The sequence below is a fragment of the Chania multitudinisentens RB-25 genome (assembly GCF_000520015.2).
In the GTDB taxonomy this organism is placed as follows: domain Bacteria; phylum Pseudomonadota; class Gammaproteobacteria; order Enterobacterales; family Enterobacteriaceae; genus Chania; species Chania multitudinisentens.
The window spans coordinates 2,673,258-2,698,122 of record NZ_CP007044.2 but is presented as its reverse complement, the minus strand read 5'-3'; the positions used below and the strand labels follow the sequence as shown (position 1 = coordinate 2,698,122).

Below are 24,865 nucleotides of genomic sequence, written 5' to 3'. Positions count from 1 at the left end.
AATGCTGAAACATACCCGTAATGCCCTACTGTTTGGCTCGCTCATCTTACTGAGCGGCTGTGATAACAATAATTCTTCTGATACTAACTCTAACACGCCAAATAATCTGGAACCTGTTGCACGTTTACCTGATATTGCCATCCCCAGTGAAGCCATCACCGCAGGTGAGCTCCAGGCAGTGATTCACCTGGTTGATATTGCCGGGGTCACTCGCCGAGCTAGCGCTGATTACAGCAGCAAAAATCTGTTCTTGTGGAATAACGATAACTGCGACTCACTGGAAAAAACGTCCAGTGACTGGAATGACACCAGTACAACACCCGCAGGCAGCGACAGCTATGGCCCTTACTGGATACTGCCATTGAACAAAATGACCGGCTGTATCAACTTCATTCTGCGCGATGGCACCAATAAGTTGATTGATGCGGATATGCGCTTGTCGTTCAGTGACTTCCCCGATCGCACCGTATCAGTACTCGCGGGCAGCAGCGCGTTGTACGATACTCGCGCCGAAGCTTTCCAGGCCGCCTTCGGGGTGGCACTGGCAGAAGCACACTGGGTAGATAAACAAACGCTCCTCTGGCCTGCCGGAGAAGGGAAACCCATTGTGCGCCTTTATTACAACCACAGCGGCAAGATCGCGGCCAACAGCGAAGGGAGATTTACCGATCATTATCTCACCCTGACGCCGACCAGCCTCAGCCAGGAAACCCGCGATCGTTTCCCACATCTTGCCGATTATGCCGCTTTTAAACTCCCTGATGATGCCAACGTGGATACGCTGCTGACGGGGGAAACCGTTGCCCTTGCCACCAATCAGGAGGGTATTTTAAGTTCGGCCACCCAGATACAAACCGCTGGCGTACTGGACGACCGCTTCTCTGCTGCCGCCGAAAAACTGGAATACGGCGCTTTAATCACCGGCTCCGGTATCACTTTCCGCCTTTGGGCACCCACTGCCCAACAGGTTGAACTTGTGCTCTACGGCGCAGACAAAAAAGTCCTGGGTAGCCACCCAATGACGCGAGATGCCGATTCAGGAGCCTGGTCCTATCAAGGCGGCAGCGATCTCAACGGAGCTTTCTATCGTTACGCCCTCAAGGTCTACCATCCGCAATCACGCAAAGTGGAACAGTATGAGGTTACCGATCCCTATTCCCACAGCCTCGCCACCAATTCCGAATACAGCCAGGTGGTGGATCTCAATGACAGCGCATTAAAACCCGCAGGCTGGGACGGCCTGACCATGCCGCATCCGCAGGCCACTCAGGCCGATCTTGCTCGTATGGTGATCCATGAATCCCATATCCGCGATCTTTCCGCCTGGGATCAAACGGTGCCGGAAGCCGTACGCGGTAAATATCTGGCATTGACCGCCGCTGACAGCAACATGGTGCAACACCTGAAGCAGCTGGCTCAGTCAGGAGTGACGCACATTGAACTGTTGCCGGTATTCGATTTGGCGACGGTCAGTGAATTCGCCGACAAAGTGGCCGATTTACCGCAGCCTTTCAGCCGCCTGTGCGAGTTGAACAACGCCGTCAAACAAAGCCGCTTTGCGGGTTATTGCAGCAGTTCGGCCACCATTGGCGAGGTGCTTAACGAACTGAAATTGGATGACAGCCAGGACAATCCACAAGTACACGAATTGAACGGCTATGTAGCACAAACCGATTCCTATAATTGGGGTTACGATCCTTTCCACTACACCGTGCCGGAAGGCTCCTATGCTACCGACCCAGAAGGGACGCTGCGTATCAAAGAATTCCGCACCATGGTGCAAACCATCAAGCAGCAGTTGGGGATGAACGTCATCATGGATGTGGTCTATAACCACACCAACGCCGCAGGCCCGACCGATCGCACCTCGGTGCTGGACAAAATTGTGCCCTGGTATTATCAGCGTTTGAACGAATCAACCGGCAGCGTAGAATCGGCCACCTGCTGTTCTGATTCGGCCCCGGAACACCGGATGTTTGCCAAACTGATTGAAGATTCTCTGGTAGTTTGGAGCAAAGACTACAAGATCGATGCTTTCCGCTTCGATCTGATGGGGTATCACCCGAAAGCCCAAATCCTGGCAGCCCGTGAAAAAGTCAGAGCGGTCAATCCTGATGTCTACTTCTTTGGTGAAGGTTGGAATTCCGGGCAGGACGATCGCTTCGATATCGCTTCACAGATCACCCTGAAAGGCACCGGAATCGGCACCTTCTCCGATCGCCTGCGGGATGCCGTGCGCGGCGGTGGCCCGTTTGATTCTGGTGATTCTCTGCGGCAAAACCAAGGCGTTGGCAACGGTGCCGGAGTATTGAGCAACGAGCTAACCACGCAAAGCGAAGATACGGTGCGCCATCTGGCCGATCTGACACGCCTGGGAATGGCGGGCAATCTGGCCGATTTCCTGTTGTTCGATAAAGACGGTAACCTGAAAAAAGGCAGCGAAATTGACTACAACGGTGCCATTGGGGGCTATGCTAACGATCCCACCGAAGTTCTCAATTATGTCTCCAAGCATGACAACCAAACTTTGTGGGACATGATCAGTTATAAGGCTGCACATGAAGCCGATCTCGCCACCCGTGTGCGGATGCAGGCGGTTTCGCTGGCCACCACCTTGCTGGGGCAAGGGCTAGCGTTCGATCAACAAGGTTCCGAACTGCTGCGTTCCAAATCCTTCACCCGCGATTCCTATGATGCAGGTGACTGGTATAATCGCGTGGATTACAGCTATCAGGACAACAACTACAACGTGGGAATGCCACGTGCCAGCGATGATGGTGATAATTATGACGTCATCAGCAGCGTGAAAGACGCGGTGGCAACGCCTGGTCAAAGTGAAATCATACAAATGACCGCGTTCTATCAGGAACTCACACAGCTGCGCCACTCTTCACCGCTGATCACATTGGGAAGCGGCAGTGAAGTGATGAAACGCGTTGATTTCCGCAACACTGGCACAGCACAACAGTTGGGGCTCCTGGTGATGACCATCGATGATGGCACTCAGGCAGGCAACGATCTCGATCCGCAGGCCGATGCGCTGGTGGTAGTGATTAATGCCGCACCGGAAGCCCGAACGTTTAATGACTTTGCGGGGGAAAACCTCAGCCTGAGCGCTCTCCAGCAGGCATTGGGAGCTGATTCGCTGGCCTCCGGCATCGATATTGCTCCCGATGGCAGTATCACGATTCCGGCGTGGTCTGTGGCTCTTTTGGTTAAACCGCAAGGCATAACGCAAGGCGCTGGCCTGCCCGTCCGCAGTAAATAAACTTTTTGTCTCGGGCCACCTCTGGGTGGCCCTGCTCTGTTTACCGCAGTTAAATCACCTCAAAATACGCGCACAGCGCTATTGACCCGCGCTTGCCGGACAGATAGCTTCTTCCCATAGTGATATGCGGGCGCAAGCAAACCCGTCTTAACTCAAAGGTTCAGGGATGTGGACAATCAAACAGAGCTAACCCCCAAAGCCAGTGTTCGCCCCAGCAACGGGCTGTTTATTCCTGGTTATTTGTTGCCAATCTATGCGCTGCTGTTTATCGCGTTTGGCTGGTTTGCCCGGGAGCATTGGCACAATAGCCCGGCGCTTGATCGCCCGGCCGCGATGCTTTCTCAGGCCGTCCCTTCGGCCATAGCGCAAACGGCGCCCACCCCGCCCGCCGTAGTTGACCCAAAGGTGGTAAACCAACCGAGTAAAGACACAGCGGTGCAAGAGAACACAGATAAGGAAATCCCCCCTGGCGAATTGGCCAGTGATGAGCTGCCTGCCCTGCGTTACAGCGCACACGTTTACGCTTCAGAAGATGAAAAACGCAGCATTACCCTGAATGGGCAACGTTATCATGAAGGCGATAGCCCAGCCGCTAATCTGACAATTGAACAGATTCAGCAGGATGTGACTATCTTCAATTTCAACGGGGAAGTATTCACGCTCGACGCGCTGGAAGATTGGCCCGGCGGCAAAGTTGATGTAGCAAACCCCAGCGAAAAATAAGCACGCAAGGCGCTTACCACTAACTCCGGCTTTCTGCGCGCAGTTCCTCAGTGAAAGGCACCAACAGACTGTTAAAACTACTGCATTTGGTTTGTTCCGGTGTGCTATCCCTGGTCAGGCTCTGATAAATAGTCTCGCTACGCTGGGGCAGCGACGCGTAATTCGAGGTATTCCATCCCCGCTGTTTTGCCACCTTGTAAGCCACTTTCATGGTGACCGCATCAGCAGGCAAATCACTGCGATTACATTTGTACTTGAGATACTTAGCCCCCGCCACCAACGAGGCAAGCTGTTCAACCTGATCATTCAGAGGCACAGGATTATTCTTGTTTGAAGACTGTGATTGCTGACAACCTGCCACCCCCACCAGAAACAACACTGACATAAAGCGCACAATCAAAGATAACCGCATGATAAAAATCATCTTATTTAAATTGACCGAGATCCATTCTATCAAATCCCCACCCACTGTCACTTATCCAGAAGAAAGTTTTTCTTTTAGCTTCCTTTCGATCCCCATCGCCCGGCGGATCGGCAGCCAGTACGCTGCCGATAAAGCGGATTTATCGCTTGGGGTGTTTCACTCCCCAGCATAAACCCCCTTTTTCTTATTCGGCTGGCTCACTGCAACAACGGCGAATTATCACTCTCCATGCCAGAGCAGAATTCAATTTTATGTTCACGCAATATGGTACAACGCACAAAGAACATGCGGTGAATACCAGAAATGTAAGAACGCACCTGATTGCTGCGCACCACCATCAGGTATTCATTCGCCAGACATTCGGCCTTTTTCTGTTCCACATAGGCCAACAGATCTTTATTCAGGCTGGGAGAAGGAATCCCCGCCGTTGTCGATGTTGACATAAAGACTTTGCAACTGCCCGCTTTGCCAAGAAAAACTTCCTGCCGGGCAACGGAGTTCGTGGTATACATCGTGATACCCACCCCCAGCACAAAAACTACTCCGGCCAGAGCGGCAATAATTCCCCAGCGGGAACGTTTTTTGCTGGCTGGAGGGGTAACGGTTTCAACGGGTGGCGGTTCTTTCTCTTGCCCGGCATCCTTTTCTGCTTCTGCCTCATCGTCTATTTCCACAATCTCTTCCATCGCCAGTGTGGTTTCCATTTCCGTATAAGGCGTTTCTGCCAACATCAGTGGCAAATGAAGCCGGGTGAAAGTTTCATTATCCTCTTGGGTGGATTCGAGCAAAATCTCCTGGTGCAGCATAAACCCCAGTTTAGGAACGGTGACAATCACTTCATCATCAATTCCCATCACCTTGATCACCCGGCGTAATTTACTGACGCACTGGTTAAGGTTATTGTTGCTGGAGATCATGCCGTAATCGTCCCACACCTTCTTGAAGATCACTTCACGGCTGATGGGCTCACCATAGTGATTAATCAACAACAACAATAAACGTTTTGTTGGATTCGATAACGAGATAGGGTCATCTGAGAAATCGCTAGGCCCAAGTGTTCCTGCATCTACATCAAAAAGCACACGATCATTAAATCTATATTTCATATTATTCCCAATTTAGCTTAGGGAGATAATTCAATTCTGGCAGGAATTGCTAATAAATCATCAGCAGACAACTAAAAAAATACCCGATCCGGTAAACGCATCAGCTACCAGTGCCAATTGCTGGCATTGTGAACCTCAACCAGTCACAATGTTGCCCAACTTACTTTCCCGCAGGAAATACCATGCTTTGCTACTACCCCGCCCACTTTGTTTTCGACCACGAAAGCGCTGCCTGGCAGATTACCTTCCGTGATTTCCCGCTACAGCAGGCCGCCTGCTACAAACGCGAAGATATTGAGCTGGAAGCACAGGAAAGCTTACTGACGGCCATTGCCATTGAAATGGAAGAGAATCGCCAGGTGCCACCGCCTTCCACCTTACAAGCCGAAGAGATCGCCATCCATCTGCCCGTATTGGTTAAGCTGAAGCTGGAGCTGCACAACCTGATGCTGAATACGGCTACGCCCAAAGCAACACTGGCGCGCCAAATGGGGTTTAACGGTGCACAAATCGACCGGTTGCTGGACATCGCTTACGCTTCAAAAGTAGAGGCTTTAGAGCAGGCTTTGTTTCTGCTGGGCTACGAAGTGCATACCTCGGTGTCAGCAATTCGCCGGCAATAAAAAATAGGCCTTAAGGCTAAAACTTCACGAATTTATGCCGATAGGGTTATTACCTAACCACTATCAAAACAAGTGAAGGTTAAAAATGGTCTACCGCCGCCGTCATATCTGGGTTGCTATCCTTTTATCCTGCTTTGCCTTTTGGGTTATCTTGATTGCCAGCGTCAGCGCCATTATCTGATGCCTGGCTAGCACCGCGCTATTTGCCCGGCATCATACGGCGCAGCGTATCGTCCCCACGCAGATAATGGTGATAAAGCGCCGCCAATGCGTGAACACCGATAATAAAATAACCGCTGTTAGCCAGAGTTTCATGAATACTTCTCACCAGGTTGCGCATCCCTGAATCCGGTGTGACCCATTGCGGCACCTGCCAGCCGAGCAGCATCCACTGTTTGCCGCCGTAGGCCAACGTGAGCACGCCCAAAATAGGCAAGGATAAGAACAGCAGATATAACAACCAGTGAAACATCGTTGAGCCTAATGCCTGCCATGGTGCTAACGCCGGGGTGATTGGCGGCACAGCATGACGCTGGCGCAGATAAAGGCGGAAAAGCATCAGCACAAACACCGACAGACCAAAATGAAAGTGCAACTCCTTGACCAGAGAAAAATAATCATCTGGTACCCAATCACTGAGTAGCATGGCACTGTATGTCAGGATCACCATCAGCAACGTTAACCAGTGCAGAATGATTTGCGATTTCGCAAAGCGTACGCTCATAAACTCTCCCGCTAAATAAAGTAATACTGGCTATAGCCCGCCGTCTGGCAAATGATGGGGAAACAGAACCATGAGATCCCTTATCTCTACTGTAGCTAAGAAAAGAAAAACCGGGGCATTCCCCGGTTGATGGTTATTTTATGGTGGTGGTGCTGGCTTTGGGCGGTGTCAGCAGGCCATCAGCACGGAACATCGCCTTGATACCGCGCACCGCCTGGCGGATGCGATCCTGGTTTTCAATCAGCGCAAAACGCACATGGGTATCACCGTAATCACCGAAACCAATTCCCGGCGAAACACATACTTTAGCGTCTGCCAGCAGGCGTTTAGCAAATTCCAGCGAACCGAGATGCGCATAAGCTTCTGGGATTTTTGCCCAGACATACATTGACGCCTTGGGGTTTTCTACCATCCAGCCCGCTTCATGCAGCCCTTTCACCAGCACATTGCGCCGCTGGCGATACTGCTCGGCAATATCCAGCACACACTGCTGATCGCCTTCCAACGCCGCAATTGCCGCCACCTGTAACGGGGTAAACGTGCCGTAATCGTGATAACTCTTGATGCGCGCCAGCGCACTGACCAATTCAGGATTACCCACCATAAAACCCACGCGCCAGCCAGCCATATTGTAGCTTTTCGACAGGGTAAAGAACTCAACCGCAATATCTTTTGCCCCTGGCACCTGCATGATCGAGGGCGCTTTCCAGCCGTCATACACAATATCGGCATAGGCCAGATCGTGGATCACCAGTACGTCATACTGTTTTGCCAGCGCGACGACCCGCTCGAAGAAATCCAGCTCCACGCACTGCGCGGTGGGGTTGGATGGGAAGCCAAGGATCATCATCTTTGGCCGTGGAATGGATTCGCGGATAGCACGTTCCAGTTCACCAAAGAAATCGACACCCTCTGCCAGCGGCACCGAGCGCACCTGTGCACCGGCAATCACCGCACCATAAATATGGATCGGGTAGCTGGGGTTCGGCACCAGCACGGTATCACCATGATCGAGCGTTGCCAGCATCAAATGCGCCAGCCCTTCTTTCGAGCCGATGGTGACAATCGCCTCGCTTTCAGGATCGATATCAACCTGATAGCGCTCTTGATACCAGTTGGAAATCGCCCGGCGCAGACGCGGAATACCGCGTGAAGTTGAATAGCCATGCGTATCTTCACGCTGCGCCACGGCGCAGAGTTTTTCAACAATGTGCGGCGGCGTTGGGCCATCGGGGTTGCCCATGCTGAAATCGATAATATCCTCGCCACGACGGCGTGCCGCCATTTTCAGCTCAGAGGTGATATTGAAAACATAAGGGGGAAGACGTTCAATGCGCGTAAAACGGCGCGGACTGTTATCAGCCATAAATTCCTCGAAGAGACGTTAGCGCCCGGACCGTCCGAGCGACGCTGGCCACTTTGTGGCCGGACATCGAACATAGCGCAGCCCCATCAGGCTTGTCGAGCCCCCAATAACAATTTTTTTACAGCTAATCACTGGGTTGCTGAACTAGCATTATTGCGAGCAAGAAGCAGCACGCTATCAGCGTATAATTTCCGAAAAACAAAAAAGAGGATATTTCGAATGAAACATAACCCTTTATTTTCCTCTATTAAACCCAGATAATCGTTAACGCCATTACAACAAAACAGCAACACTCATCTTTCTACAAGAGCCCAACGCTGGCACCAAGGAGAACACCATGGCTGCATTACTCATCGAAGATATTCCTGCCACCATTAAAGCCGTTAAACAGCAATTACGGCAGGCATTGCCGAACTACCGTGACGTATTCTTGGCGTTGGAAGATAACATTCGCCAGCAGATTGAACACATCCGCCAGGAATTGGCGGCGGGGCAAAATCCCGTGCCCCAGATCGATGCCGAGGATATTCTGCAACAACGCGTCAGCGAACAGCAAAAATCCCTGATTAAACAACGTGGTGCTTGCGCCATTCGCGGTGTTTTCTCACGCAGCACCGCAGAAGCCTGGAACCAGGAAATTGGTGATTATCTTGAGCGTAATAATTTTGTCGAGCGCTTGAAGAATGCCGCCGAAGATAACTATTTCGGCAAACTGGCCGCCAGCAAACCACAGATCTATGGCATTTATTGGTCAAAACCGCAGGTGGAGGCTCGTCAGGATCAGCGCATGCATGCGGTACAGGTGTTCCTTAACAGCCTGTGGGAAAGCGAAAGTAATGGTAAACAGCATTTTGACCCAACGCGGGTAACCACCTATGCCGATCGCACCCGCCGTCGCCCCCCGAATTCCTCTTCGCTGGGCCTGTCGCCACATGTAGACAGCGGCACCATTGAGCGCTGGCTGGATGAAAACTTCCGCTATGTTTATCGCCATGTATTTTCCGGTGACTGGCAACGCTACGATCCCTTTGCCGCCGATGGCCGCACCGAAGTGCGCGAGATCGCTTCACCGGCAGTCTGTTCGATGTTCCGCACTTTTCAGGGCTGGACAGCGCTCACCCCACAACGCACCAACGCTGGTACCCTGAATCTGGTGCCGGTTGCCAACGCCATGGCTTATATATTGCTGCGCGCGTTACAGGATGATGTGGCTGATGATGATTTGTGCGATGCTGCTCCAGGCCGAGCATTATCGATCTCAGAGAAATGGCATCCCCTTTTATTACAAGGGACTTCCCCTATTCCCGATTTAGAGCCAGGAGATACGGTTTTCTGGCACTGTGATGTTATCCATTCGGTAGAAAATGAGCACCACGGCGAATTCGACAGCAACGTGATGTACATTGCCGCCGCACCGGGGTGCGATAAAAACGATGCCTATTTGCAACGCCAACTGCCGAGCTTCCTGTCTGGCAGAACCCCTGCAGATTTCGCCCCGGATGATTTTGAAGTGGATTTCGTTGGCCGCGCGACCCTCGACATGCTGACGCCGCTTGGCAAAACACAGCTCGGCATGAAATAACACCGCCGCCACCGTGCTCACGGTGGCGGCGGTTGCCATGTCTATCTGTATGATCTTGGGCCATGGCGATAATGGCCTGGCGGAGATGGCGGCATGCGGTAATGATGCGGGCGATCGTGCCATTCACGGCGCGGTGGCCCGTAATACCTTACCTGTGGTGGCGGAGCATAATAATAACCGCGTGGGCGGTAATTCTCATGCCACCAGCGCGGAGTGCGCCAGTAACCACCATCCCAGTAATATCCACGGTTGTCACGATCGCCAATCTGCAATGATAAACCGGGAACATATACCCCGATGGAAACCTCTGCATGGCTGACGATTGGCAATGACAGTGGTAATAACACCACCAGTAACAACAGTATTTTTTTCATTTGATAAACTCCCACAGAGTGGAACCTGTCCTTTACACCGATAACAGTAGTTCCGCAGCCATGGCCACTCCATAGGACAATGCCCATTTACGCATCTCAGACACATCCTTCATAATTCCTGCACATTTAACGACATTCAATTTTTGCCATTTTATTTATATATTTCATTTAATTAGTGAATTAATTATCTTCCCTTCCTCTACTTGAACAGAACTTTCTAAGCAAAGCACAGGTATCTCTCTCTCAGCCATTTTTATTACTGGCTGCATCAGGGCAAAGCCAGCGAGAGAATGAACGGGTAACGCTGGTGAATGAGAGGAAAAGAAAACGCCGAGTGGTTGAATAAAATCAGCTTGTTGAGCAAACAGAGCGGGGCGCAAGCAACAGGCTACGCCCCTGCCAAACTTACAGTTGCATCCCTAAAATCTGGCGTAGATGTGCTCCAGCACCCAGCAGCCCCGGTTGGGCATGTGCGATCACAAATACCGGGATTTCACGCACATAATCCTTAAAACGGCCTTTATCTTCAAATGCCGCACGGAATCCAGAAGCTTTGAAAAACGCCATAAAACGCGGCACCAGGCCACCAGCAATATACACCCCACCGAAGGTGCCCAGAGTCAACGCCAGATTGCCGCCAAAACGCCCCATGCTCATGCAGAACAACGAAAGGGCGCAGTGGCAATCGCTACAACTGCCTGCTAACGCACGCTCGGTAATATCTTTAGGCTCCAGTGCTTCTGGCTGGCGGTTATCTGCCTGCACAATGGCGCGATACAGGTTCACCAAACCAGGGCCGGAAAGCACGCGCTCCATGGAAACCCGCCCCATTTCGGCACGCAATATTTCCAGAATGATGTCTTCCTCATCACTGTTTGAGGCAAAATCCACGTGCCCGCCTTCCCCCGGTAAACTCACCCAGCGGCGGTCAACCTGCACCAGATGCGCCACCCCCAGGCCGGTACCGGCACCGTAAACCGCTATCGGTTTATCTTTTTGCGCTTTACCGCCGCCGAATTGCACCACATCCGTTTCAGACAGCATCGGAATCGCCATCGATACCGCGGTAAAATCGTTAATCACTTCCAGATGGCTGAGCCCCAGGTTGGCCTGCATCTCTTTAATGGAAAAAGCCCAAGTGTGATTCGTCATCGCAACCCAATCTTCCGTCACTGGGCAGGCAATGGCGATACAGGCATCCTGAACCACCAACTGGTGTTCGGCCAAATACTGACGAATCACGGCCTCCAGGCTGTCGAACTCCAAACCTGAATAGGTTTTCGCCTGGGTGATTTCACCCGTTTCAACGGTACACAACGCCAAGCGAGCGTTGGTGCCGCCAACATCCCCTACCAGGGCATAGGTCATCGGTGTTTTCTCCGTAGAATAAATAAAAACTGGCTACACTGTAGAATCACACCGCGGAAACAACAATCGCCATGCTGTTAGCCACGATTCAATAGCGACGTTGATCACAAAAAACGTTCAGCCAGCGCATAATCCGCCGCCGCACGCGCATGAATTGCCGTGGTGTCAAACACCGGCACCGCAGCATCCTGTGCACCAACCAACAAGCCAATCTCGGTGCAGCCGAAGATAATGCCCTGCGCCCCTTGCTGTTCCAGATTATTGATAATCCGCCGATACTCATCACGCGAGGCATCGCGGATCTTCCCCAGGCACAGCTCTTCATAAATGATGCGATGCACAATGTCACGATCAGCGGCAGCGGGCGTTACCACCTCAATACCAAACTGCTCTTGCAGACGCCCACGATAAAAATCCTGCTCCATGGTAAAGCGCGTTCCCAACAGCCCGACGCGGTGGATATCCTGCTGGCGCACCTGCCGCGCCGTAGCGTCAGCAATGTGGATCAGCGGTAAACCACTGGCCTGCTCTATCGCCCCCGCCACTTTATGCATGGTGTTGGTACAAATCACGATGGCCTCTGCTCCTGCGGCACGCAGTGATACGGCGGCCTCTGCCAGCAGGTGACCCGCGCCCTCCCAATCCCCCTGATGCTGCAAACGTTCTATTTCCTGAAAATCGACGCTGTAGAGCACGATCTTGGCCGAATGCAGACCACCGAGCTGTTCCTTCACCTGTTCGTTGATCATACGGTAGTAAGGGATAGTAGATTCCCAACTCATGCCGCCCAATAGGCCCAGTACTTTCATCATGTTCTCCTTTGCAGTGATCCCTTTCTTGCCAGACCTTACCTGAGAACCCAGTGCTTGACGATGCAATTATAGAAATCCCGGTCAAATGTGCACGTGCACATTTTTTTAGCTTTTATGCGATTTTGATCTCATTTGGTGTCTTGAAATAAAATGTGCACGTGCACATAATGAAAAAAAAGCAGAGGTCACCATGAAAATTACAGGGTTAAATGTTTACGATGTCGATCTCAGGGGCAGAGCACCTGCCCATAATCTGATCGTGGTGGAAGTCGAAACCGATGAGGGGATATCCGGCCTTGGCGAAGTGGCAATGAGCTACGGCATAGGAGCAAAATCGGTGATTCCGATCCTCGAATCGCTCACCAAAAGCTATCTGGTTGGCCGCTCGCCCTTCGATTCCGAGCATATTTTCCAGCAATGTTTCGATAAGTCCTATTGGGCCCGCGGACGATCGCTGGCGATCTACGGTGCCATGAGCGCTATTGATATCGCCCTGTGGGATATCAAAGGCAAAGCGCTGAACCTGCCGATTTACCAGTTGCTAGGGGGACAATGCCGGGACAGTATCCCTTTGTATGCTAATCACTGGTATTTCGACGCCTGGCGACCGGAAGAATTTGCCGAAAAGGCTCTGCGCGTCGTTAACGACGGGTTTAACGGGCTGAAGTTTGATCCGTTTAAAATGTCGCCAACCGGGGAGAAATCCACCCCTTCCCGCCCGATCAGCAAAGACTGGGGCAATATGGCCATCGCGCGCGTGGAAGCAGTGCGCGCGGCGGTGGGTGAAAGCGTGGATATTATGCTGGATTTGCACGGTTGCCTGAACGTTTCCGACGCGATTAAATGGGGAAAACAGCTAGAAGCCTTCAACCCTTATTTCTATGAAGAACCAACGGATACCCTGCTGATCAATTCTTCCGCCGAGGTTAAGGAGAAAGTCAATATTCCGCTGGCAGGAGGGGAACGTTTATATACACGCTATGATTTTGCTCCGTTTATTGAAAATCGCGTGTTTGAACTTATTCAACCGGATATGGGGTTGGCAGGCGGCTTTACTGAAATGAAAAAGATAGCGTCGTTTGCCGAAACCTATCAAATCGCAGTGCAACCACACAACGCCTCCGGCCCCATTCTGACGGCTGCTTGCGTCCAGTTTGATATTTGCACGACCAATGTACAGATTCAGGAGTGGTTCCCCTACTGGCAGGATGAGCGTTACCGCATCCTCACCGACGCTCTTGAACCCAAAGCACGAGACGGACATTTCTTCGTTGAGGGGATGAAGCCAGGGCTGGGCGTTGAACTTGATAAAGACTATTTATCCTCTTTCAAAAAATACACCTTCTGACATGTCGCTAATTAAGGTTTCCCTATGAAAAAGATATTCCTTTGTTGTAACGCCGGTATGAGCACATCAATACTGGTAAAGAAAATGAAAGCAGCCGCAGAATCACAAAATATTGAAATTGATATCAATGCGTTCCCGTTGGAGAAATTTAACGAAAATATTGAACAGTATGATCTGTGCCTGCTGGGTCCACAGGTGCGCTATAAGCTTGAAGAGTTTAAAAAAATCGCCGCATTGAAAAATAAAAAAGTGGAAGCCATTAATCCGATGGATTACGGAATGATGAAAGGCGAAAACGTCCTTAAATTCGCTCTCGAATTACTTTCATAATATTGCGCCATCACCAGGAAACTCGTTATGAGCATTTACAATAACATCATTTCTATCATTGAAAGAAAAATAGCCCCGGTGGCCGGAAAAATTGGCGGCCAACGACACGTGCTGGCCGTCAGGGACGGATTTATTTCGGCAATGCCTTTTATGATTGTTGGAAGTTTCCTGATGATTCTGGCCTTCCCGCCATTTTCCAAAGAGACCACCTTTGCCTTCGGGCAGATGTGGCTCGAATTTGCCACCACTCACAAAGACGCCATCATGCTGCCGTTCCGCATGACCATGGGGATCATGACTATCTATGTGGCCGTGGGGATTGGCTATAACCTCTCACAGGGGTATAACCTCAGCCCGCTGATGGGCGGCCTGCTCTCGTTGTGCTCGTTCCTGATTGTGGCCGCGCCATTTAACAACGGGAACATACCGGCCATGTTTATGGGCGGCACCGGTATTTTTACCGCGCTACTCACTTCTATTTTTTCCGTAGAGTTGATGCGCTTTCTGAAAGCGAAGAACTTCACCATCAGGCTACCTGAACAGGTGCCGGAGAAAATCGCGCAGTCGTTTGAACTGCTGGTTCCGGTGCTGGTGATGATTGCAACACTCTATCCCCTGTCGCTGATCCTACAGCACGCCTCCGGTCTGTTGCTGCCGGAGCTAATTATGGAGATCTTTAAACCGCTGGTGTCGGCGTCAGATAGCCTGACTGCTGTGCTCATTTGCGTGCTCGTCTCACATTTACTCTGGTTCTGCGGCATTCACGGCGCGGCGATTGTCACCAATTTACTGCAACCGTTCTGGCTGGCTAATATTGCTGCTAACCAGATGGCGCTGGAAATGGGGCAAGTTCTACCGCACAGCTTCGTCGATCCCTTCTGGCGTTTCTATATCGTCATCGGCGGCTGCGGCTCAACGCTGGCACTGGTGATTATGTATATGCGCAGCCGCTCCGCGCATCTGCGATCCATTGGCAAACTCAGCGTGGTGCCGTCTTTCTTCAACATTAACGAACCGGTTATTTTCGGGTCACCGATTATTATGAACCCAATCATGCTGATCCCTTTTGTTGGCGCGCCGCTGGTAAACGCCAGCGTTGCATGGTTTGCGCTCAGCTCCGGGTTTGTTGATAAACCGATATCCATCGTGCCCTGGACGACGCCCTCTCTGCTGGGTGCGCCATGGGCTGCGGGCTGGACGTTTGGCCCGATCCTGCTGGTACTGACCAACTTTGCTATCTCCTGCGTTATCTGGCTGCCTTTCTTTAAAGCCTATGAAAAACAGCTGATCGCCCAGGAAAACACGTCAACTTCCTGAAGAAATTAATCAATATATAACGGAGGCTGAATAATGAGTCTTGAATTAGATATTATGGAAATTATCACCAATGCGGGTGAAAGTAAGAGTGAAGCAATGATGGCCCTGCACCATGCAAAACGCGGGGAATGGGATTTATGTGACGACGCGTTAACGCGTTCCCGGGATGCGGCCAGCCGTGCTCACGCGGTGCAAACCAAGCTGATCGGCATAGATGAAGGTGAAGGAAAAATCCCGGTGACATTAGTGATGGTACACGCCCAGGATCATTTAATGACCGCGATGCTTGCCAACGAGCTGATCAAAGAAATGATTGAAGTTTACCGTCATAAAGTGTATTAATTTCTCAATTAAATTATGTAGATAGGTAGTGTTTGCAACAAGCACTACCTTCACCGTGACGGAATAATATGTCAACCATTATTGATGTCGCAAAGTTAGCGAATGTTTCACGGGTCACCGTAACACGGGTACTTAATGAGCCTGAAAAGGTCAAAGAGGCAACCCGTCTGCGCGTTGAAAATGCCATAAAGCAGCTTAATTACACGCCGAATATGAGTGCCCGCTCGCTGGTCAGTAAAAGTAGCGGCGTCATCGGTATGCTTGTCCCAGATAACATTTCCGGCTTCTTCGGTTCCGTCATGAGCGCTGTGCATAAACAGGTCAATGCCAAAGGCAAAATGCTGATGGTTCTGGAAAGCACCGGCCCTGAGGAAGAAGAAAATGCGCTCAGAAAACTCAATGAAATTAACTGCGACGGTTTTCTATTATATTTGCGCCATTTATCCACAGCACAAATTAAAAGCTACACCCACGCCAAACCCGTCGTTTTACTTGATACCACGAACGTTGGTGAAATCGCTGCGGTCACTTTTGGCCACTATCAAGCAGCATTTGAAGCAACCAATAAGCTTATTCAGGCAGGCCACCGCAACATTGCAGTCGTCGGTGGCCCGGAATCCCGGCACAGCGCCATTCAGCGTGTTAAAGGCTGCGTTGAAGCGATCCGCAATGCGGGTCTGCAATGGGATACCGATTACCTGCTCTCGGGAAGCTATAACCAGGCGTTTGGTGAAGCCGCCACTCTGGCGCTGCTGAGAAAAAAACCGGATATTACCGCTATCGTCTATTGCGGCGAACGCGCCTGTTCCGGCGGATTGAGGGGCCTGAGAACCTTGGGGAAAAGTGCCCCAGACGAGATTTCTATTATCTCTTTTGACAGTTTTGATCTGACTCAGTACCTGGTGCCGCAGATCGATAGCGTTATTTATCCGGTAAAAGAAATGGCCGAATATGGTGTTAGCGAAGTCATCAATAAGCTGTTTAATAAAAACTATGAAATTCAGTCGAAAGAGTTTAGCCATTACTTTATCAGTGGCAACTCAATCAGAGCGATTTAGGCATCATTGAGTTTTCACGGATGTATTCAGCGATCAACCCTTATGTGGGCTGAATCAACACTGCGCTCACGGTAGCCGATCGCGTATTTGCATTGCCCAAAGGATGATAAGTGCGGTGTGCTCAAGACTTACCCCGCTGGGCCAGCGGGGTTTTGGTGGGTGGATCGCTTGTTGGAAGCTACCGTAAATCAAGCCGCCATATTGCGCGCCTGAATGGCTCGGGAGATCGTATCCAATAACTCAGGAATATCCATCTGCGGCAGCATCACCTCAATGAATAGCAGATATTCACGGTCATTGACCTTATCAAGTGCCTGACACAGTTGTTCAGGCTCACTCACACGCAGGCATTTCACCTGAGGCTCAAGCGCCAGCGCCTGCGGCAACTGCGTCCAATTCCATTGGGCAATGTCGTTATAACGCTGTTCCGGGCCATGAATTGCCCGTTCCACGGTATAACCATTATTATTGAGCAGGAAGACCACCGGTTTTTGCCCATCGCGCAGCATCGATCCCAATTCCTGCACCGTCAGTTGGGCTGCACCATCGCCAATCAGCAGTAAGACACGGCGTTCCGGCTCGGCGGTTTGCACGCCGAATGCCGCTGGCAGCGTATAGCCAATCGATCCCCACAGCGACTGGACAATAAAGCGGCAACCCCGCGGCAGATTCAGCGCTGCGGCACCAAAGCATGAGGTTCCCTGTTCAGCAATCAGGATATCCCCTGGTTGCAGGAAGTTTTGCATCTGCTGCCAAAAAGCATGCTGATCCAAGCCGCTGCCGTTCGGTTCCGGCAGTGAAGGACGTGTGATCGCCGGTAATTGCCACAACGGAGCTAACGACAACGTCAATTGATGCAGCGCTTTTATCGCATCATGCATTGGGATCTGACTGAATACCTGCTGCCCCACCCTGGCTTCAAAGGGTTGAAGATCAATGCATTTTTCATAGGGCAACTGGTGACTGAAACCGGCCGTAATGGTATCGGTAAAGCGTACCCCGACGTTAATCACCACATCAGCCCCTTCAATCAATTGTTTTACCTGAGGATCGCTGGCCGCCCCGGCATAAGTCCCCGTGAAGCAGGCATGGGTTTCATCCAGCACGCTCTTGCCCAGCAGCAAGGTTGAATGGGGAATATTTACCTCATTCATCCATTGCTCTAATGCCTTTTCTGCGCCGAATCGCTCGGCAAGAAAGTCCGCCAGCAAAGAAACCCGCTGCGCTGCCTGCAATTTTTCCCGCGCGGCGGCGATAAACCCCTGTAATGACGCCTCGGAAAGATTAGGCTGGCGCAGCATCAACGGCGCAGGGCGAGAAGCCAGCGGAGCTTCAGCAACATCACTCGGCAACAATAAATAGACCGGGCGGTGTTCAAACAGCGCGGTGGTCAGCAGGCGATCGATTTCTGCTTCGGCATTGCTGGCGGTCAGGCTGGCCTGAGCGACCGTCACTTCTTTAGCCATGCGGGAGAAATGACCAAAATCACCGTCTCCCAACGAATGGTGCAGCAAATCCCCGGCCCGTTGGGCGCGCAGGGTTGGGGTGCCCACCACATGGATCACCGGCAAATACTCCGCATAGCTGCCAGCAATGCCATTTATCGCACTGAGTTCCCCAACCCCAAAGGTTGTCAGGAGCGCTGCCGCCGGTTTGCAACGGGCATAACCATCTGCCGCATAGGCTGCATTCAACTCATTGGCACACCCGACCCAGGTTATCTGTTGATGAGCGATGACATGATCGAGGAATTGCAGATTGTAATCCCCCGGCACGCCGAAGAAATGCCGAATACCTATTTGTGCTAAACGATCCAAGAGGTAATCAGCCACCGTGTAGTTTTTACTCATGGGCATCACCTGCGAAAAGCAAAAATGTTAATTTTAAGTATCAGAGATGTTGCATTAATTACGAATTTTATCGGTCGCCGACAGTGGAAACCTTACTTTACAGCGAAGCATCCGTTACGCGCCCATCAACGCGATTAATCGCCGGTAGATTGATTTGCGTGATCGGGCGCTCTGACGTTTAAAGTGGAAACGCATACATTGAAACTCGTTTTCACTTCTGCGATGAGGATATGTATGGCTTATCAAGCTGACTCTACACGCTACCAGGATATGGAATACCGCCGCTGTGGGCGCAGCGGGCTGAAACTCCCTGCCGTTTCACTCGGTCTGTGGCACAACTTTGGTGATACCACACTGCATGACAATGCGCGCAACCTGGTGTTACGCGCCTTCGATCTCGGTATTACCCATTTCGATCTGGCCAATAACTACGGCCCACCGCCGGGATCTGCCGAGGAGAATTTTGGCCGCATTCTGCATAACGATCTTAAACCTTATCGCGATGAACTGATTATCTCTTCCAAAGCAGGCTATACCATGTGGCCAGGCCCGTATGGTGATTGGGGCTCAAAGAAATATCTGGTCGCCAGCCTGCACCAGAGCCTGAAACGCCTGGATCTCGATTACGTCGATATCTTCTACCACCATCGCCCAGATCCCGATACGCCATTGGAAGAAACCATGAGCGCGCTGGATTTGCTGGTGCGCCAGGGTAAAGCGCTGTACGTCGGGCTGTCGAACTACCCTGCCGAGCAGGCACGGCAAGCGTTTAGTATCCTGCAACAGCTCGGCACACCCTGCGTGATTCACCAGCCGAAATACTCAATGTTTGAACGCTGGGTTGAGGCGGATCTGCTGGATACGCTGGAAGAATATGGCGTCGGCTCCATCGCCTTCTCACCACTGGCAGGGGGAATGCTGACCGATCGTTATCTGCACGGTATCCCGCAGGATTCACGTGCAGCCAGCAGCAGCCGATTCCTGCGGCCCGAGCAACTGACCGAAGATAAACTGCAAAAGGTCCGCCGTCTGAACGCACTGGCTGAACAACGCGGGCAAAAACTGTCACAAATGGCGTTAGCCTGGGTATTACGTAACGATCGTGTCACTTCGGTGTTAATCGGTGCCAGCAAAACCAGCCAGCTTGAAGATGCCGTAGGAATGATGAGTCAGCGGGCATTCAGCCCTGAGGAAATAACCGAGATCGACAGCATTTTGCTGTAATCGCTTACAAAGGCCAGCACGCTTTATGTTCTGGCCTTTATCCTGCCAAGTTTAAATAACGCTGTTAATCAGCAAATAACCGTTTAACCCCACCACCACCAGCACAATAAATTTACCGGTATTCTGCACGGTGCGGCTGTTGACCATATCCCCCATCAATTCCCGATTACCGGTAAACATCAGCAACGGAACCAGCGCCAGGGCGATACCAAAACTCAACAGCACCTGGCTGAGCACCAGAATGCGTGTGGCATCCATCCCCAACATAATAACGATGAATGATGGCAGCATGGTAATGACTCGGCGTATCCACAAAGGAATATAAAAATGCACGAAGCCCTGCATCACCACCTGCCCAGCCAAAGTGCCCACCACGGTTGAAGATAACCCGGCAACCACCAAACTCAGCCCAAAGAGGGTCGCCGCCGCATTACCCAACAAAGGCTGTAACGTCAGATAGGCCTGATCGAGATCGGTAATACCGCTATGCCCGTTAAAATGGAATGCCGCAGCGGCAGTGGCCATCATGGCCAGATTGACAAACCCGGCAATGGTCATGGCAATCGCCACATCCAGCTTGGTAGCCGCATAGCGTTCAGCCTTGGAATCTTTACCGGCAATTTGGGTCAGCGAAGAGTGCAGATAAATCACATGCGGCATAATGGTCGCCCCCAGCACACCGGCCGCCAGAAACACTGCGTCACCATTCGGCAAATCCGGGAACACCATTCCTTTCAGCAAGCCACTCAACTGCGGTTGTGAAAACACCAGTTCAACAATGTAGGCCGCCGCCACAAACACCAACAAGCCACCAATCACCCATTCCAATGATTTTTGCCCGCGTTTTTGCAGCATCAGGATGAGAAACGTAGCGATACCGGTAAGGATCGCACCTTCTAGCAGCGTCACCCCCAACAGCAGTTTGAAGCCGATCGCCGCGCCGATAAATTCTGCCAAATCGGTTGCCATGGCGATAATTTCTGCCTGCACCCAATAAGCCCATACGGCTGGGCGCGGAAAGCGATCGCGAATATGTTCTGCAAGGTTTTTACCGGTCGCGATACCAAGTTTGGCAGACAGCAGTTGGATCAGCATCGCCATGATATTGGCCCATACCACCACCCACAGCAGCGTATAACCGAATGAAGCACCGGCTTGAATATTGGTGGCAAAATTACCAGGATCGATATAACCAATAGCCGCAATAAAAGCGGGGCCCATCAAAGAAAGTTTGATCTTTCTGGATAAGCGGCTGGACGCATTGTCAACCACGCGGCTATTCAACATACGGTGAAACCCTTACTAATCTTATGTTATCTTCTATCCTACTAAAATGATAATGATTATCAAGTGCGTTTGTAATGCATAATACTTATCTCTGCGATAGAGGGTTACGACGGTTTTATCGAACAAACGGCAGACAATATCGCCGTGCATTCCTGCCCGGCGTCATAGAGTCCAGTATGAAAATGCAGCAGAAACGCAACGTTATCAGCGTATTGCCTCTGATGATCCAGAGCATAATTCTAGAATTCACTGGATTATCACTTTCCATATTTGTGGTAGTTATCTCGTTTTTAAATACAACGTTACATAAAATGGCAACCAAAGTTCAGCCTGTATCAAATTTGGAGCAAATATGTCCTCTATTGCGCACTTTGCGTTAGCGTTAGTGGTAGTTACGATCCTGGCACTGTTAGCCTGCCGCGATCGCAAAAGTATCCGCATTCGCTACGTGATTCAGTTATTGATTATTGAAATATTACTGGCCTATTTCTTCCTGCATTCAGAAGCGGGTTTGGGCTTTGTAAAAGGGTTCGCCGCACTGTTTGACAAGCTGCTCGGATTTGCAGGCCAAGGAACCGACTTTGTGTTCGGCGGCATGGGTGACAAAGGCCTGGCCTTCTTTTTCCTGAAGGTATTGTGCCCAATCGTGTTCATCTCTGCGCTGATTGGTATTCTGCAATACATTAAAGTTCTGCCGTTTATTATCCGAATTATCGGTACCGTACTGTCTAAAGTGAACGGAATGGGCAAGCTGGAGTCTTTCAACGCCGTCAGTTCGCTGATCCTCGGCCAATCAGAAAACTTCATTGCCTATAAAGATATCCTGGGCAAGATGTCCGAGAAACGGATGTACACCATGGCCGCTACCGCGATGTCTACCGTATCCATGTCCATCGTGGGTGCCTACATGACCATGCTGGATGCAAAATATGTCGTAGCCGCCCTGGTACTGAATATGTTCAGCACCTTTGTCGTTCTTTCTCTGATTAACCCTTACGATGCGAATAATGAAGAAGAACTGCACCTGGGCAACCAGCACGTAGGGCAAAGCTTCTTTGAAATGCTGGGTGAATACATTTTGGCTGGCTTCAAAGTCGCGATTATTGTTGCAGCGATGCTGATTGGTTTTATCGCCTTGATTGCTGCACTGAACGGCCTGTTCAGCATCATCTTTGGTTTAAGCTTCCAAGAAATTCTCGGTTACTTCTTCTATCCGTTTGCCTGGATCCTAGGTATCCCGACACACGAAGCCTTGCAAGTGGGCAGCATCATGGCAACCAAGCTGGTTTCCAACGAATTTGTCGCCATGATGGAGGTGCAGAAGATATCAGCGGAGCTGTCACCGCGCAGCCTGGGCGTCCTGTCCGTATTCCTGGTGTCTTTCGCCAACTTTTCCTCCATCGGTATCATCGCCGGGGCAATCAAGGGGCTGAACGAACATCAGGGCAACGTGGTATCACGCTTTGGTTTAAAGCTGCTATACGGTTCTACTTTGGTGAGTATTCTGTCGGCTGCCATCACCGGTCTGGTATTGGGTTGATAACCTACTCTTTTCAACATGAAAACGCCCGCTGAACCTCATCGGGCGTTTTATTTTCTATAAACAAAAAGCCGACCAAACGGTCGGCTTTTTATATTGTGGTGGAGCTAGACGGGATCGAACCGTCGACCTCTTGCATGCCATGCAAGCGCTCTCCCAGCTGAGCTATAGCCCCATGAATAGGGTACGCATTGACCGGCGCTACGGTATGCCAACCTTTCTGAGATAGAGGTTGGTGGAGCTAGACGGGATCGAACCGTCGACCTCTTGCATGCCATGCAAGCGCTCTCCCAGCTGAGCTATAGCCCCAAATCCACAATCATAAAATCCTGTGAACGGGGCGCATAATATGAAACCCCTGAAACACTGTCAACGGCTAAATTGAATTCCTCGATCAAGCGCTGAAAAAGCCGCCGAATCAGCGCGTTTAATGCTAAAAAATCATCGTCGCGAATAAAAATCGGACCAACAAAAAAGCCCTGTAAAGCATATTACCGGGCTTTATCGATTATTGGTGTTTTCGGATTACCTTTGGAATAATCAGGCCTGAGCTTCACGCTCAGCGATATAACCCAACGCCCGATCAATACGCTCCAAGGAACGAGCCTGACCAATAGCCTGTACGGTCACATCCATCCCCGGCGATTGACCAGCGCCAGTGACCGCAACGCGCAGCGGCATCCCCACTTTGCCCATGCCGACACCCAGTTCATCCGCCGTGCCCTGAATGGCGTCATGCACATTTTCTGGCGTCCAATCAGCAATGGCCGCCAATTTGGCACGTACAGCTTCCAGCGGTTGACGCGCGACCGGGCGCAGGTGTTTTTTCGCCGCATCGGCATCGAACTCACTGAAATCCTGATAGAAATAGTGGCAAGATTCGGCCATTTCTTTCAAGGTTTTGCAACGCTCGCCGAGCAGTTTGACGATATCTTTCAGTTCCGGGCCATTACGGGTTTCAATCCCCTGCTGTTCAACATGCCATGCCAGATGCACCGCAACCTCTTCCGCTGGCATATGGTTAATGTAGTGATGATTCAACCATTGCAGCTTTTCCGTGTTGAATGCGCTGGCAGATTTGTTGATCGCTTCCACGGTAAAAAGAGCTTTCATCTCGTCAATCGAGAAAATTTCCTGATCGCCATGGGACCAACCCAAGCGCACCAGGTAATTCAACAACGCCTGCGGCAGGTAACCATCGTCACGGTACTGCATCACGCCTACCGCGCCATGGCGTTTGGACAGTTTTTTACCGTCATCACCCAGAATCATCGATACGTGAGCATATTCCGGCACCGGTGCGCCCAACGCTTTCAGGATGTTGATCTGGCGCGGCGTATTGTTGATATGGTCTTCACCACGGATCACATGGGTAATTTCCATATCCCAATCATCAACAACCACGCAGAAGTTATAGGTTGGTGCGCCATCGGTGCGGCGAATGATCAGATCGTCCAACTCCTGATTGCTGAACTCAATGGGCCCACGGATTTTATCGTCAAAAATGACCGAGCCTTCCTGCGGATTACGGAAACGCACCACATGCGGTTCATCAGCACCGTGGCTGCACTGGCTATCGCGACAATGGCCGTCATAGCGTGGCTTTTCGCCGTTTTCCATCTGCTTCTCACGCAGCGCTTCCAGGCGTTCTTTGGAGCAATAGCATTTATAGGCAGTGCCCTGTTCCAGCATGCCGTCGATTACCGCGTTGTAGCGATCGAAACGCTTAGTTTGAAAATACGGGCCTTCATCCCAATCCAGATTTAACCAATTCATGCCATCCATAATTGCATCGATAGCGTCCTGGGTTGAGCGTTCGAGATCGGTATCTTCAATACGCAATACAAATTCACCACCGGCGTGGCGGCTGAACAACCAGGAATACAGCGCAGTACGAGCACCACCGACGTGAAGATAGCCAGTCGGGCTTGGGGCAAAACGGGTTTTAATTCTCATTGGGTTCACTGCCTTATTACGCAACATGTTTCAGCAAAGTGCCGACAATTGCTCAGGATTTAAAAAGTGGCGCTTATTCTACCACTCCATGCTAATTCCTCAACGCTGACACGATCTTGCCGGGCAGCCTATGTTCGGCTGTTTTGCACATAAATGCGCAAGGAATCAGCGCTAATGCTGATAAGTCTCTTATCCTGCCTAATTTTGCGGCGAACGAATAAAAACGTTTTAAAAACCGTTGAC

Annotated in this window: 22 protein-coding genes and 2 tRNA genes; 12 read left to right on the top strand and 12 right to left on the bottom strand. The window is 51.1% G+C overall.

What is annotated here, in order from left to right; all coding sequences use genetic code 11:
• The first annotated feature begins 1 nt into the window (after position 1).
• Positions 2-3,268: a pullulanase-type alpha-1,6-glucosidase gene (pulA, locus tag Z042_RS11805; protein ID WP_024913419.1), complete on the top strand. Its 3,267-nt coding sequence runs from the start codon at positions 2-4 to the stop codon at positions 3,266-3,268.
• Between the two features lie 168 nt (positions 3,269-3,436).
• A complete protein-coding gene (gene gspB / locus Z042_RS11800) occupies positions 3,437-3,991 on the top strand; it encodes a type II secretion system assembly factor GspB (protein WP_024913418.1) in 555 nt (184 codons plus the stop codon).
• 19 nt (positions 3,992-4,010) lie between these two features.
• Here the strand turns inward: gspB and gspS are convergent, their stop codons facing one another.
• Entirely contained in the window at positions 4,011-4,403 is a 393-nt protein-coding gene (gspS, locus tag Z042_RS11795) for a type II secretion system pilot lipoprotein GspS (protein ID WP_024913417.1), read from the bottom strand.
• Between gspS and Z042_RS25985 the strand changes: the two genes are divergently transcribed.
• Complete coding sequence (locus tag Z042_RS25985) at positions 4,402-4,587, top strand: hypothetical protein (protein ID WP_154666949.1); 186 nt, start codon at positions 4,402-4,404, stop codon at positions 4,585-4,587. The genes gspS and Z042_RS25985 overlap by 2 nt on opposite strands.
• Positions 4,588-4,612: 25 nt before the next feature.
• On the opposite strand, the gene Z042_RS11790 is transcribed toward Z042_RS25985, so the two are convergent.
• Positions 4,613-5,521 (bottom strand): winged helix-turn-helix domain-containing protein, encoded by a 909-nt coding sequence (locus Z042_RS11790; protein WP_024913416.1) that lies wholly within the window; start codon positions 5,519-5,521, stop codon positions 4,613-4,615.
• 182 nt (positions 5,522-5,703) lie between these two features.
• On the opposite strand from Z042_RS11790, the gene Z042_RS11785 reads away from it, so the two are divergent.
• The gene (locus tag Z042_RS11785) at positions 5,704-6,144 is read left to right on the top strand and encodes a type II toxin-antitoxin system HicB family antitoxin (RefSeq protein ID WP_024913415.1); all 441 of its coding nucleotides are present in this window, start codon (positions 5,704-5,706) and stop codon (positions 6,142-6,144) included.
• A gap of 199 nt (positions 6,145-6,343) precedes the next feature.
• Here the strand turns inward: Z042_RS11785 and Z042_RS11780 are convergent, their stop codons facing one another.
• Both Z042_RS11780 and alaC read right to left on the bottom strand, forming a co-directional pair.
• Entirely contained in the window at positions 6,344-6,868 is a 525-nt protein-coding gene (locus tag Z042_RS11780; RefSeq protein WP_024913414.1) for a cytochrome b, read from the bottom strand.
• Between the two features lie 133 nt (positions 6,869-7,001).
• Positions 7,002-8,234 carry an alanine transaminase gene (gene alaC / locus Z042_RS11775; protein ID WP_024913413.1) on the bottom strand — a complete coding sequence of 411 codons (1,233 nt, stop codon included), beginning with the start codon at positions 8,232-8,234 and terminating at the stop codon, positions 7,002-7,004.
• 337 nt (positions 8,235-8,571) lie between these two features.
• Between alaC and Z042_RS11770 the strand changes: the two genes are divergently transcribed.
• Positions 8,572-9,816 carry a DUF1479 domain-containing protein gene (locus Z042_RS11770; RefSeq protein WP_024913412.1) on the top strand — a complete coding sequence of 415 codons (1,245 nt, stop codon included), beginning with the start codon at positions 8,572-8,574 and terminating at the stop codon, positions 9,814-9,816.
• 41 nt (positions 9,817-9,857) lie between these two features.
• On the opposite strand, the gene Z042_RS25030 is transcribed toward Z042_RS11770, so the two are convergent.
• From Z042_RS25030 to Z042_RS11755, 3 genes are all read right to left on the bottom strand, one after another.
• Positions 9,858-10,190 carry a DUF2502 domain-containing protein gene (locus Z042_RS25030; protein ID WP_071882825.1) on the bottom strand — a complete coding sequence of 111 codons (333 nt, stop codon included), beginning with the start codon at positions 10,188-10,190 and terminating at the stop codon, positions 9,858-9,860.
• 405 nt (positions 10,191-10,595) lie between these two features.
• Entirely contained in the window at positions 10,596-11,558 is a 963-nt protein-coding gene (gene glk, locus Z042_RS11760) for a glucokinase (protein ID WP_024913410.1), read from the bottom strand.
• 104 nt (positions 11,559-11,662) lie between these two features.
• The gene (locus Z042_RS11755) at positions 11,663-12,367 is read right to left on the bottom strand and encodes an aspartate/glutamate racemase family protein (protein ID WP_024913409.1); all 705 of its coding nucleotides are present in this window, start codon (positions 12,365-12,367) and stop codon (positions 11,663-11,665) included.
• Positions 12,368-12,560: 193 nt separating this feature from the next.
• On the opposite strand from Z042_RS11755, the gene Z042_RS11750 reads away from it, so the two are divergent.
• The 5 genes from Z042_RS11750 (at position 12,561) to Z042_RS11730 (ending at position 16,765) form a co-directional block, all read left to right on the top strand.
• Positions 12,561-13,718 carry a mandelate racemase/muconate lactonizing enzyme family protein gene (locus Z042_RS11750; protein WP_024913408.1) on the top strand — a complete coding sequence of 386 codons (1,158 nt, stop codon included), beginning with the start codon at positions 12,561-12,563 and terminating at the stop codon, positions 13,716-13,718.
• A gap of 24 nt (positions 13,719-13,742) precedes the next feature.
• Positions 13,743-14,048, top strand: coding sequence for a PTS sugar transporter subunit IIB (locus tag Z042_RS11745; protein ID WP_037406916.1), 306 nt, complete (start codon positions 13,743-13,745; stop codon positions 14,046-14,048).
• A 27-nt stretch (positions 14,049-14,075) separates the two neighbouring features.
• Positions 14,076-15,365, top strand: coding sequence for a PTS sugar transporter subunit IIC (locus Z042_RS11740; protein ID WP_024913406.1), 1,290 nt, complete (start codon positions 14,076-14,078; stop codon positions 15,363-15,365).
• 33 nt (positions 15,366-15,398) lie between these two features.
• Positions 15,399-15,707 (top strand): PTS lactose/cellobiose transporter subunit IIA, encoded by a 309-nt coding sequence (locus tag Z042_RS11735; protein ID WP_024913405.1) that lies wholly within the window; start codon positions 15,399-15,401, stop codon positions 15,705-15,707.
• Positions 15,708-15,775: 68 nt separating this feature from the next.
• Positions 15,776-16,765 (top strand): LacI family DNA-binding transcriptional regulator, encoded by a 990-nt coding sequence (locus Z042_RS11730; RefSeq protein WP_024913404.1) that lies wholly within the window; start codon positions 15,776-15,778, stop codon positions 16,763-16,765.
• Positions 16,766-16,953: 188 nt separating this feature from the next.
• Here Z042_RS11730 and Z042_RS11725 read toward each other — a convergent pair whose 3' ends face one another.
• Positions 16,954-18,615: an alpha-keto acid decarboxylase family protein gene (locus tag Z042_RS11725; protein ID WP_024913403.1), complete on the bottom strand. Its 1,662-nt coding sequence runs from the start codon at positions 18,613-18,615 to the stop codon at positions 16,954-16,956.
• A 234-nt stretch (positions 18,616-18,849) separates the two neighbouring features.
• Between Z042_RS11725 and mgrA the strand changes: the two genes are divergently transcribed.
• Positions 18,850-19,839 (top strand): L-glyceraldehyde 3-phosphate reductase, encoded by a 990-nt coding sequence (gene mgrA, locus Z042_RS11720; RefSeq protein ID WP_024913402.1) that lies wholly within the window; start codon positions 18,850-18,852, stop codon positions 19,837-19,839.
• Between the two features lie 51 nt (positions 19,840-19,890).
• Here mgrA and Z042_RS11715 read toward each other — a convergent pair whose 3' ends face one another.
• Complete coding sequence (locus Z042_RS11715; RefSeq protein WP_024913401.1) at positions 19,891-21,126, bottom strand: Nramp family divalent metal transporter; 1,236 nt, start codon at positions 21,124-21,126, stop codon at positions 19,891-19,893.
• Positions 21,127-21,478: 352 nt separating this feature from the next.
• Between Z042_RS11715 and Z042_RS11710 the strand changes: the two genes are divergently transcribed.
• Positions 21,479-22,666: a NupC/NupG family nucleoside CNT transporter gene (locus Z042_RS11710; RefSeq protein ID WP_024913400.1), complete on the top strand. Its 1,188-nt coding sequence runs from the start codon at positions 21,479-21,481 to the stop codon at positions 22,664-22,666.
• A gap of 99 nt (positions 22,667-22,765) precedes the next feature.
• Here the strand turns inward: Z042_RS11710 and Z042_RS11705 are convergent.
• The 3 genes from Z042_RS11705 to gltX all read right to left on the bottom strand — a co-directional run bounded on the left by Z042_RS11705 (position 22,766) and on the right by gltX (position 24,622).
• Positions 22,766-22,841, bottom strand: a tRNA-Ala gene (locus tag Z042_RS11705).
• Positions 22,842-22,899: 58 nt separating this feature from the next.
• Positions 22,900-22,975 (bottom strand) — tRNA-Ala (locus Z042_RS11700).
• A gap of 231 nt (positions 22,976-23,206) precedes the next feature.
• Entirely contained in the window at positions 23,207-24,622 is a 1,416-nt protein-coding gene (gene gltX / locus Z042_RS11695) for a glutamate--tRNA ligase (RefSeq protein WP_024913399.1), read from the bottom strand.
• Positions 24,623-24,865: the final 243 nt, after the last annotated feature.

Excerpts from the sequence above, each read along its gene's own strand:
- pulA (WP_024913419.1), top strand. The coding sequence starts at position 2 with ATGCTGAAACATACCCGTAATGCCCTACTGTTTGGCTCGCTCATCTTA.
- Z042_RS25985 (WP_154666949.1), top strand. The coding sequence starts at position 4,402 with ATGATAAAAATCATCTTATTTAAATTGACCGAGATCCATTCTATCAAA.
- gspS (WP_024913417.1), bottom strand. The coding sequence starts at position 4,403 with ATGCGGTTATCTTTGATTGTGCGCTTTATGTCAGTGTTGTTTCTGGTG.
- Z042_RS11790 (WP_024913416.1), bottom strand. The coding sequence starts at position 5,521 with ATGAAATATAGATTTAATGATCGTGTGCTTTTTGATGTAGATGCAGGA.
- Z042_RS11785 (WP_024913415.1), top strand. The coding sequence starts at position 5,704 with ATGCTTTGCTACTACCCCGCCCACTTTGTTTTCGACCACGAAAGCGCT.
- Z042_RS11780 (WP_024913414.1), bottom strand. The coding sequence starts at position 6,868 with ATGAGCGTACGCTTTGCGAAATCGCAAATCATTCTGCACTGGTTAACG.
- alaC (WP_024913413.1), bottom strand. The coding sequence starts at position 8,234 with ATGGCTGATAACAGTCCGCGCCGTTTTACGCGCATTGAACGTCTTCCC.
- Z042_RS11770 (WP_024913412.1), top strand. The coding sequence starts at position 8,572 with ATGGCTGCATTACTCATCGAAGATATTCCTGCCACCATTAAAGCCGTT.
- Z042_RS25030 (WP_071882825.1), bottom strand. The coding sequence starts at position 10,190 with ATGAAAAAAATACTGTTGTTACTGGTGGTGTTATTACCACTGTCATTG.
- glk (WP_024913410.1), bottom strand. The coding sequence starts at position 11,558 with ATGACCTATGCCCTGGTAGGGGATGTTGGCGGCACCAACGCTCGCTTG.
- Z042_RS11755 (WP_024913409.1), bottom strand. The coding sequence starts at position 12,367 with ATGAAAGTACTGGGCCTATTGGGCGGCATGAGTTGGGAATCTACTATC.
- Z042_RS11750 (WP_024913408.1), top strand. The coding sequence starts at position 12,561 with ATGAAAATTACAGGGTTAAATGTTTACGATGTCGATCTCAGGGGCAGA.
- Z042_RS11745 (WP_037406916.1), top strand. The coding sequence starts at position 13,743 with ATGAAAAAGATATTCCTTTGTTGTAACGCCGGTATGAGCACATCAATA.
- Z042_RS11740 (WP_024913406.1), top strand. The coding sequence starts at position 14,076 with ATGAGCATTTACAATAACATCATTTCTATCATTGAAAGAAAAATAGCC.
- Z042_RS11735 (WP_024913405.1), top strand. The coding sequence starts at position 15,399 with ATGAGTCTTGAATTAGATATTATGGAAATTATCACCAATGCGGGTGAA.
- Z042_RS11730 (WP_024913404.1), top strand. The coding sequence starts at position 15,776 with ATGTCAACCATTATTGATGTCGCAAAGTTAGCGAATGTTTCACGGGTC.
- Z042_RS11725 (WP_024913403.1), bottom strand. The coding sequence starts at position 18,615 with ATGAGTAAAAACTACACGGTGGCTGATTACCTCTTGGATCGTTTAGCA.
- mgrA (WP_024913402.1), top strand. The coding sequence starts at position 18,850 with ATGGCTTATCAAGCTGACTCTACACGCTACCAGGATATGGAATACCGC.
- Z042_RS11715 (WP_024913401.1), bottom strand. The coding sequence starts at position 21,126 with ATGTTGAATAGCCGCGTGGTTGACAATGCGTCCAGCCGCTTATCCAGA.
- Z042_RS11710 (WP_024913400.1), top strand. The coding sequence starts at position 21,479 with ATGTCCTCTATTGCGCACTTTGCGTTAGCGTTAGTGGTAGTTACGATC.
- gltX (WP_024913399.1), bottom strand. The coding sequence starts at position 24,622 with ATGAGAATTAAAACCCGTTTTGCCCCAAGCCCGACTGGCTATCTTCAC.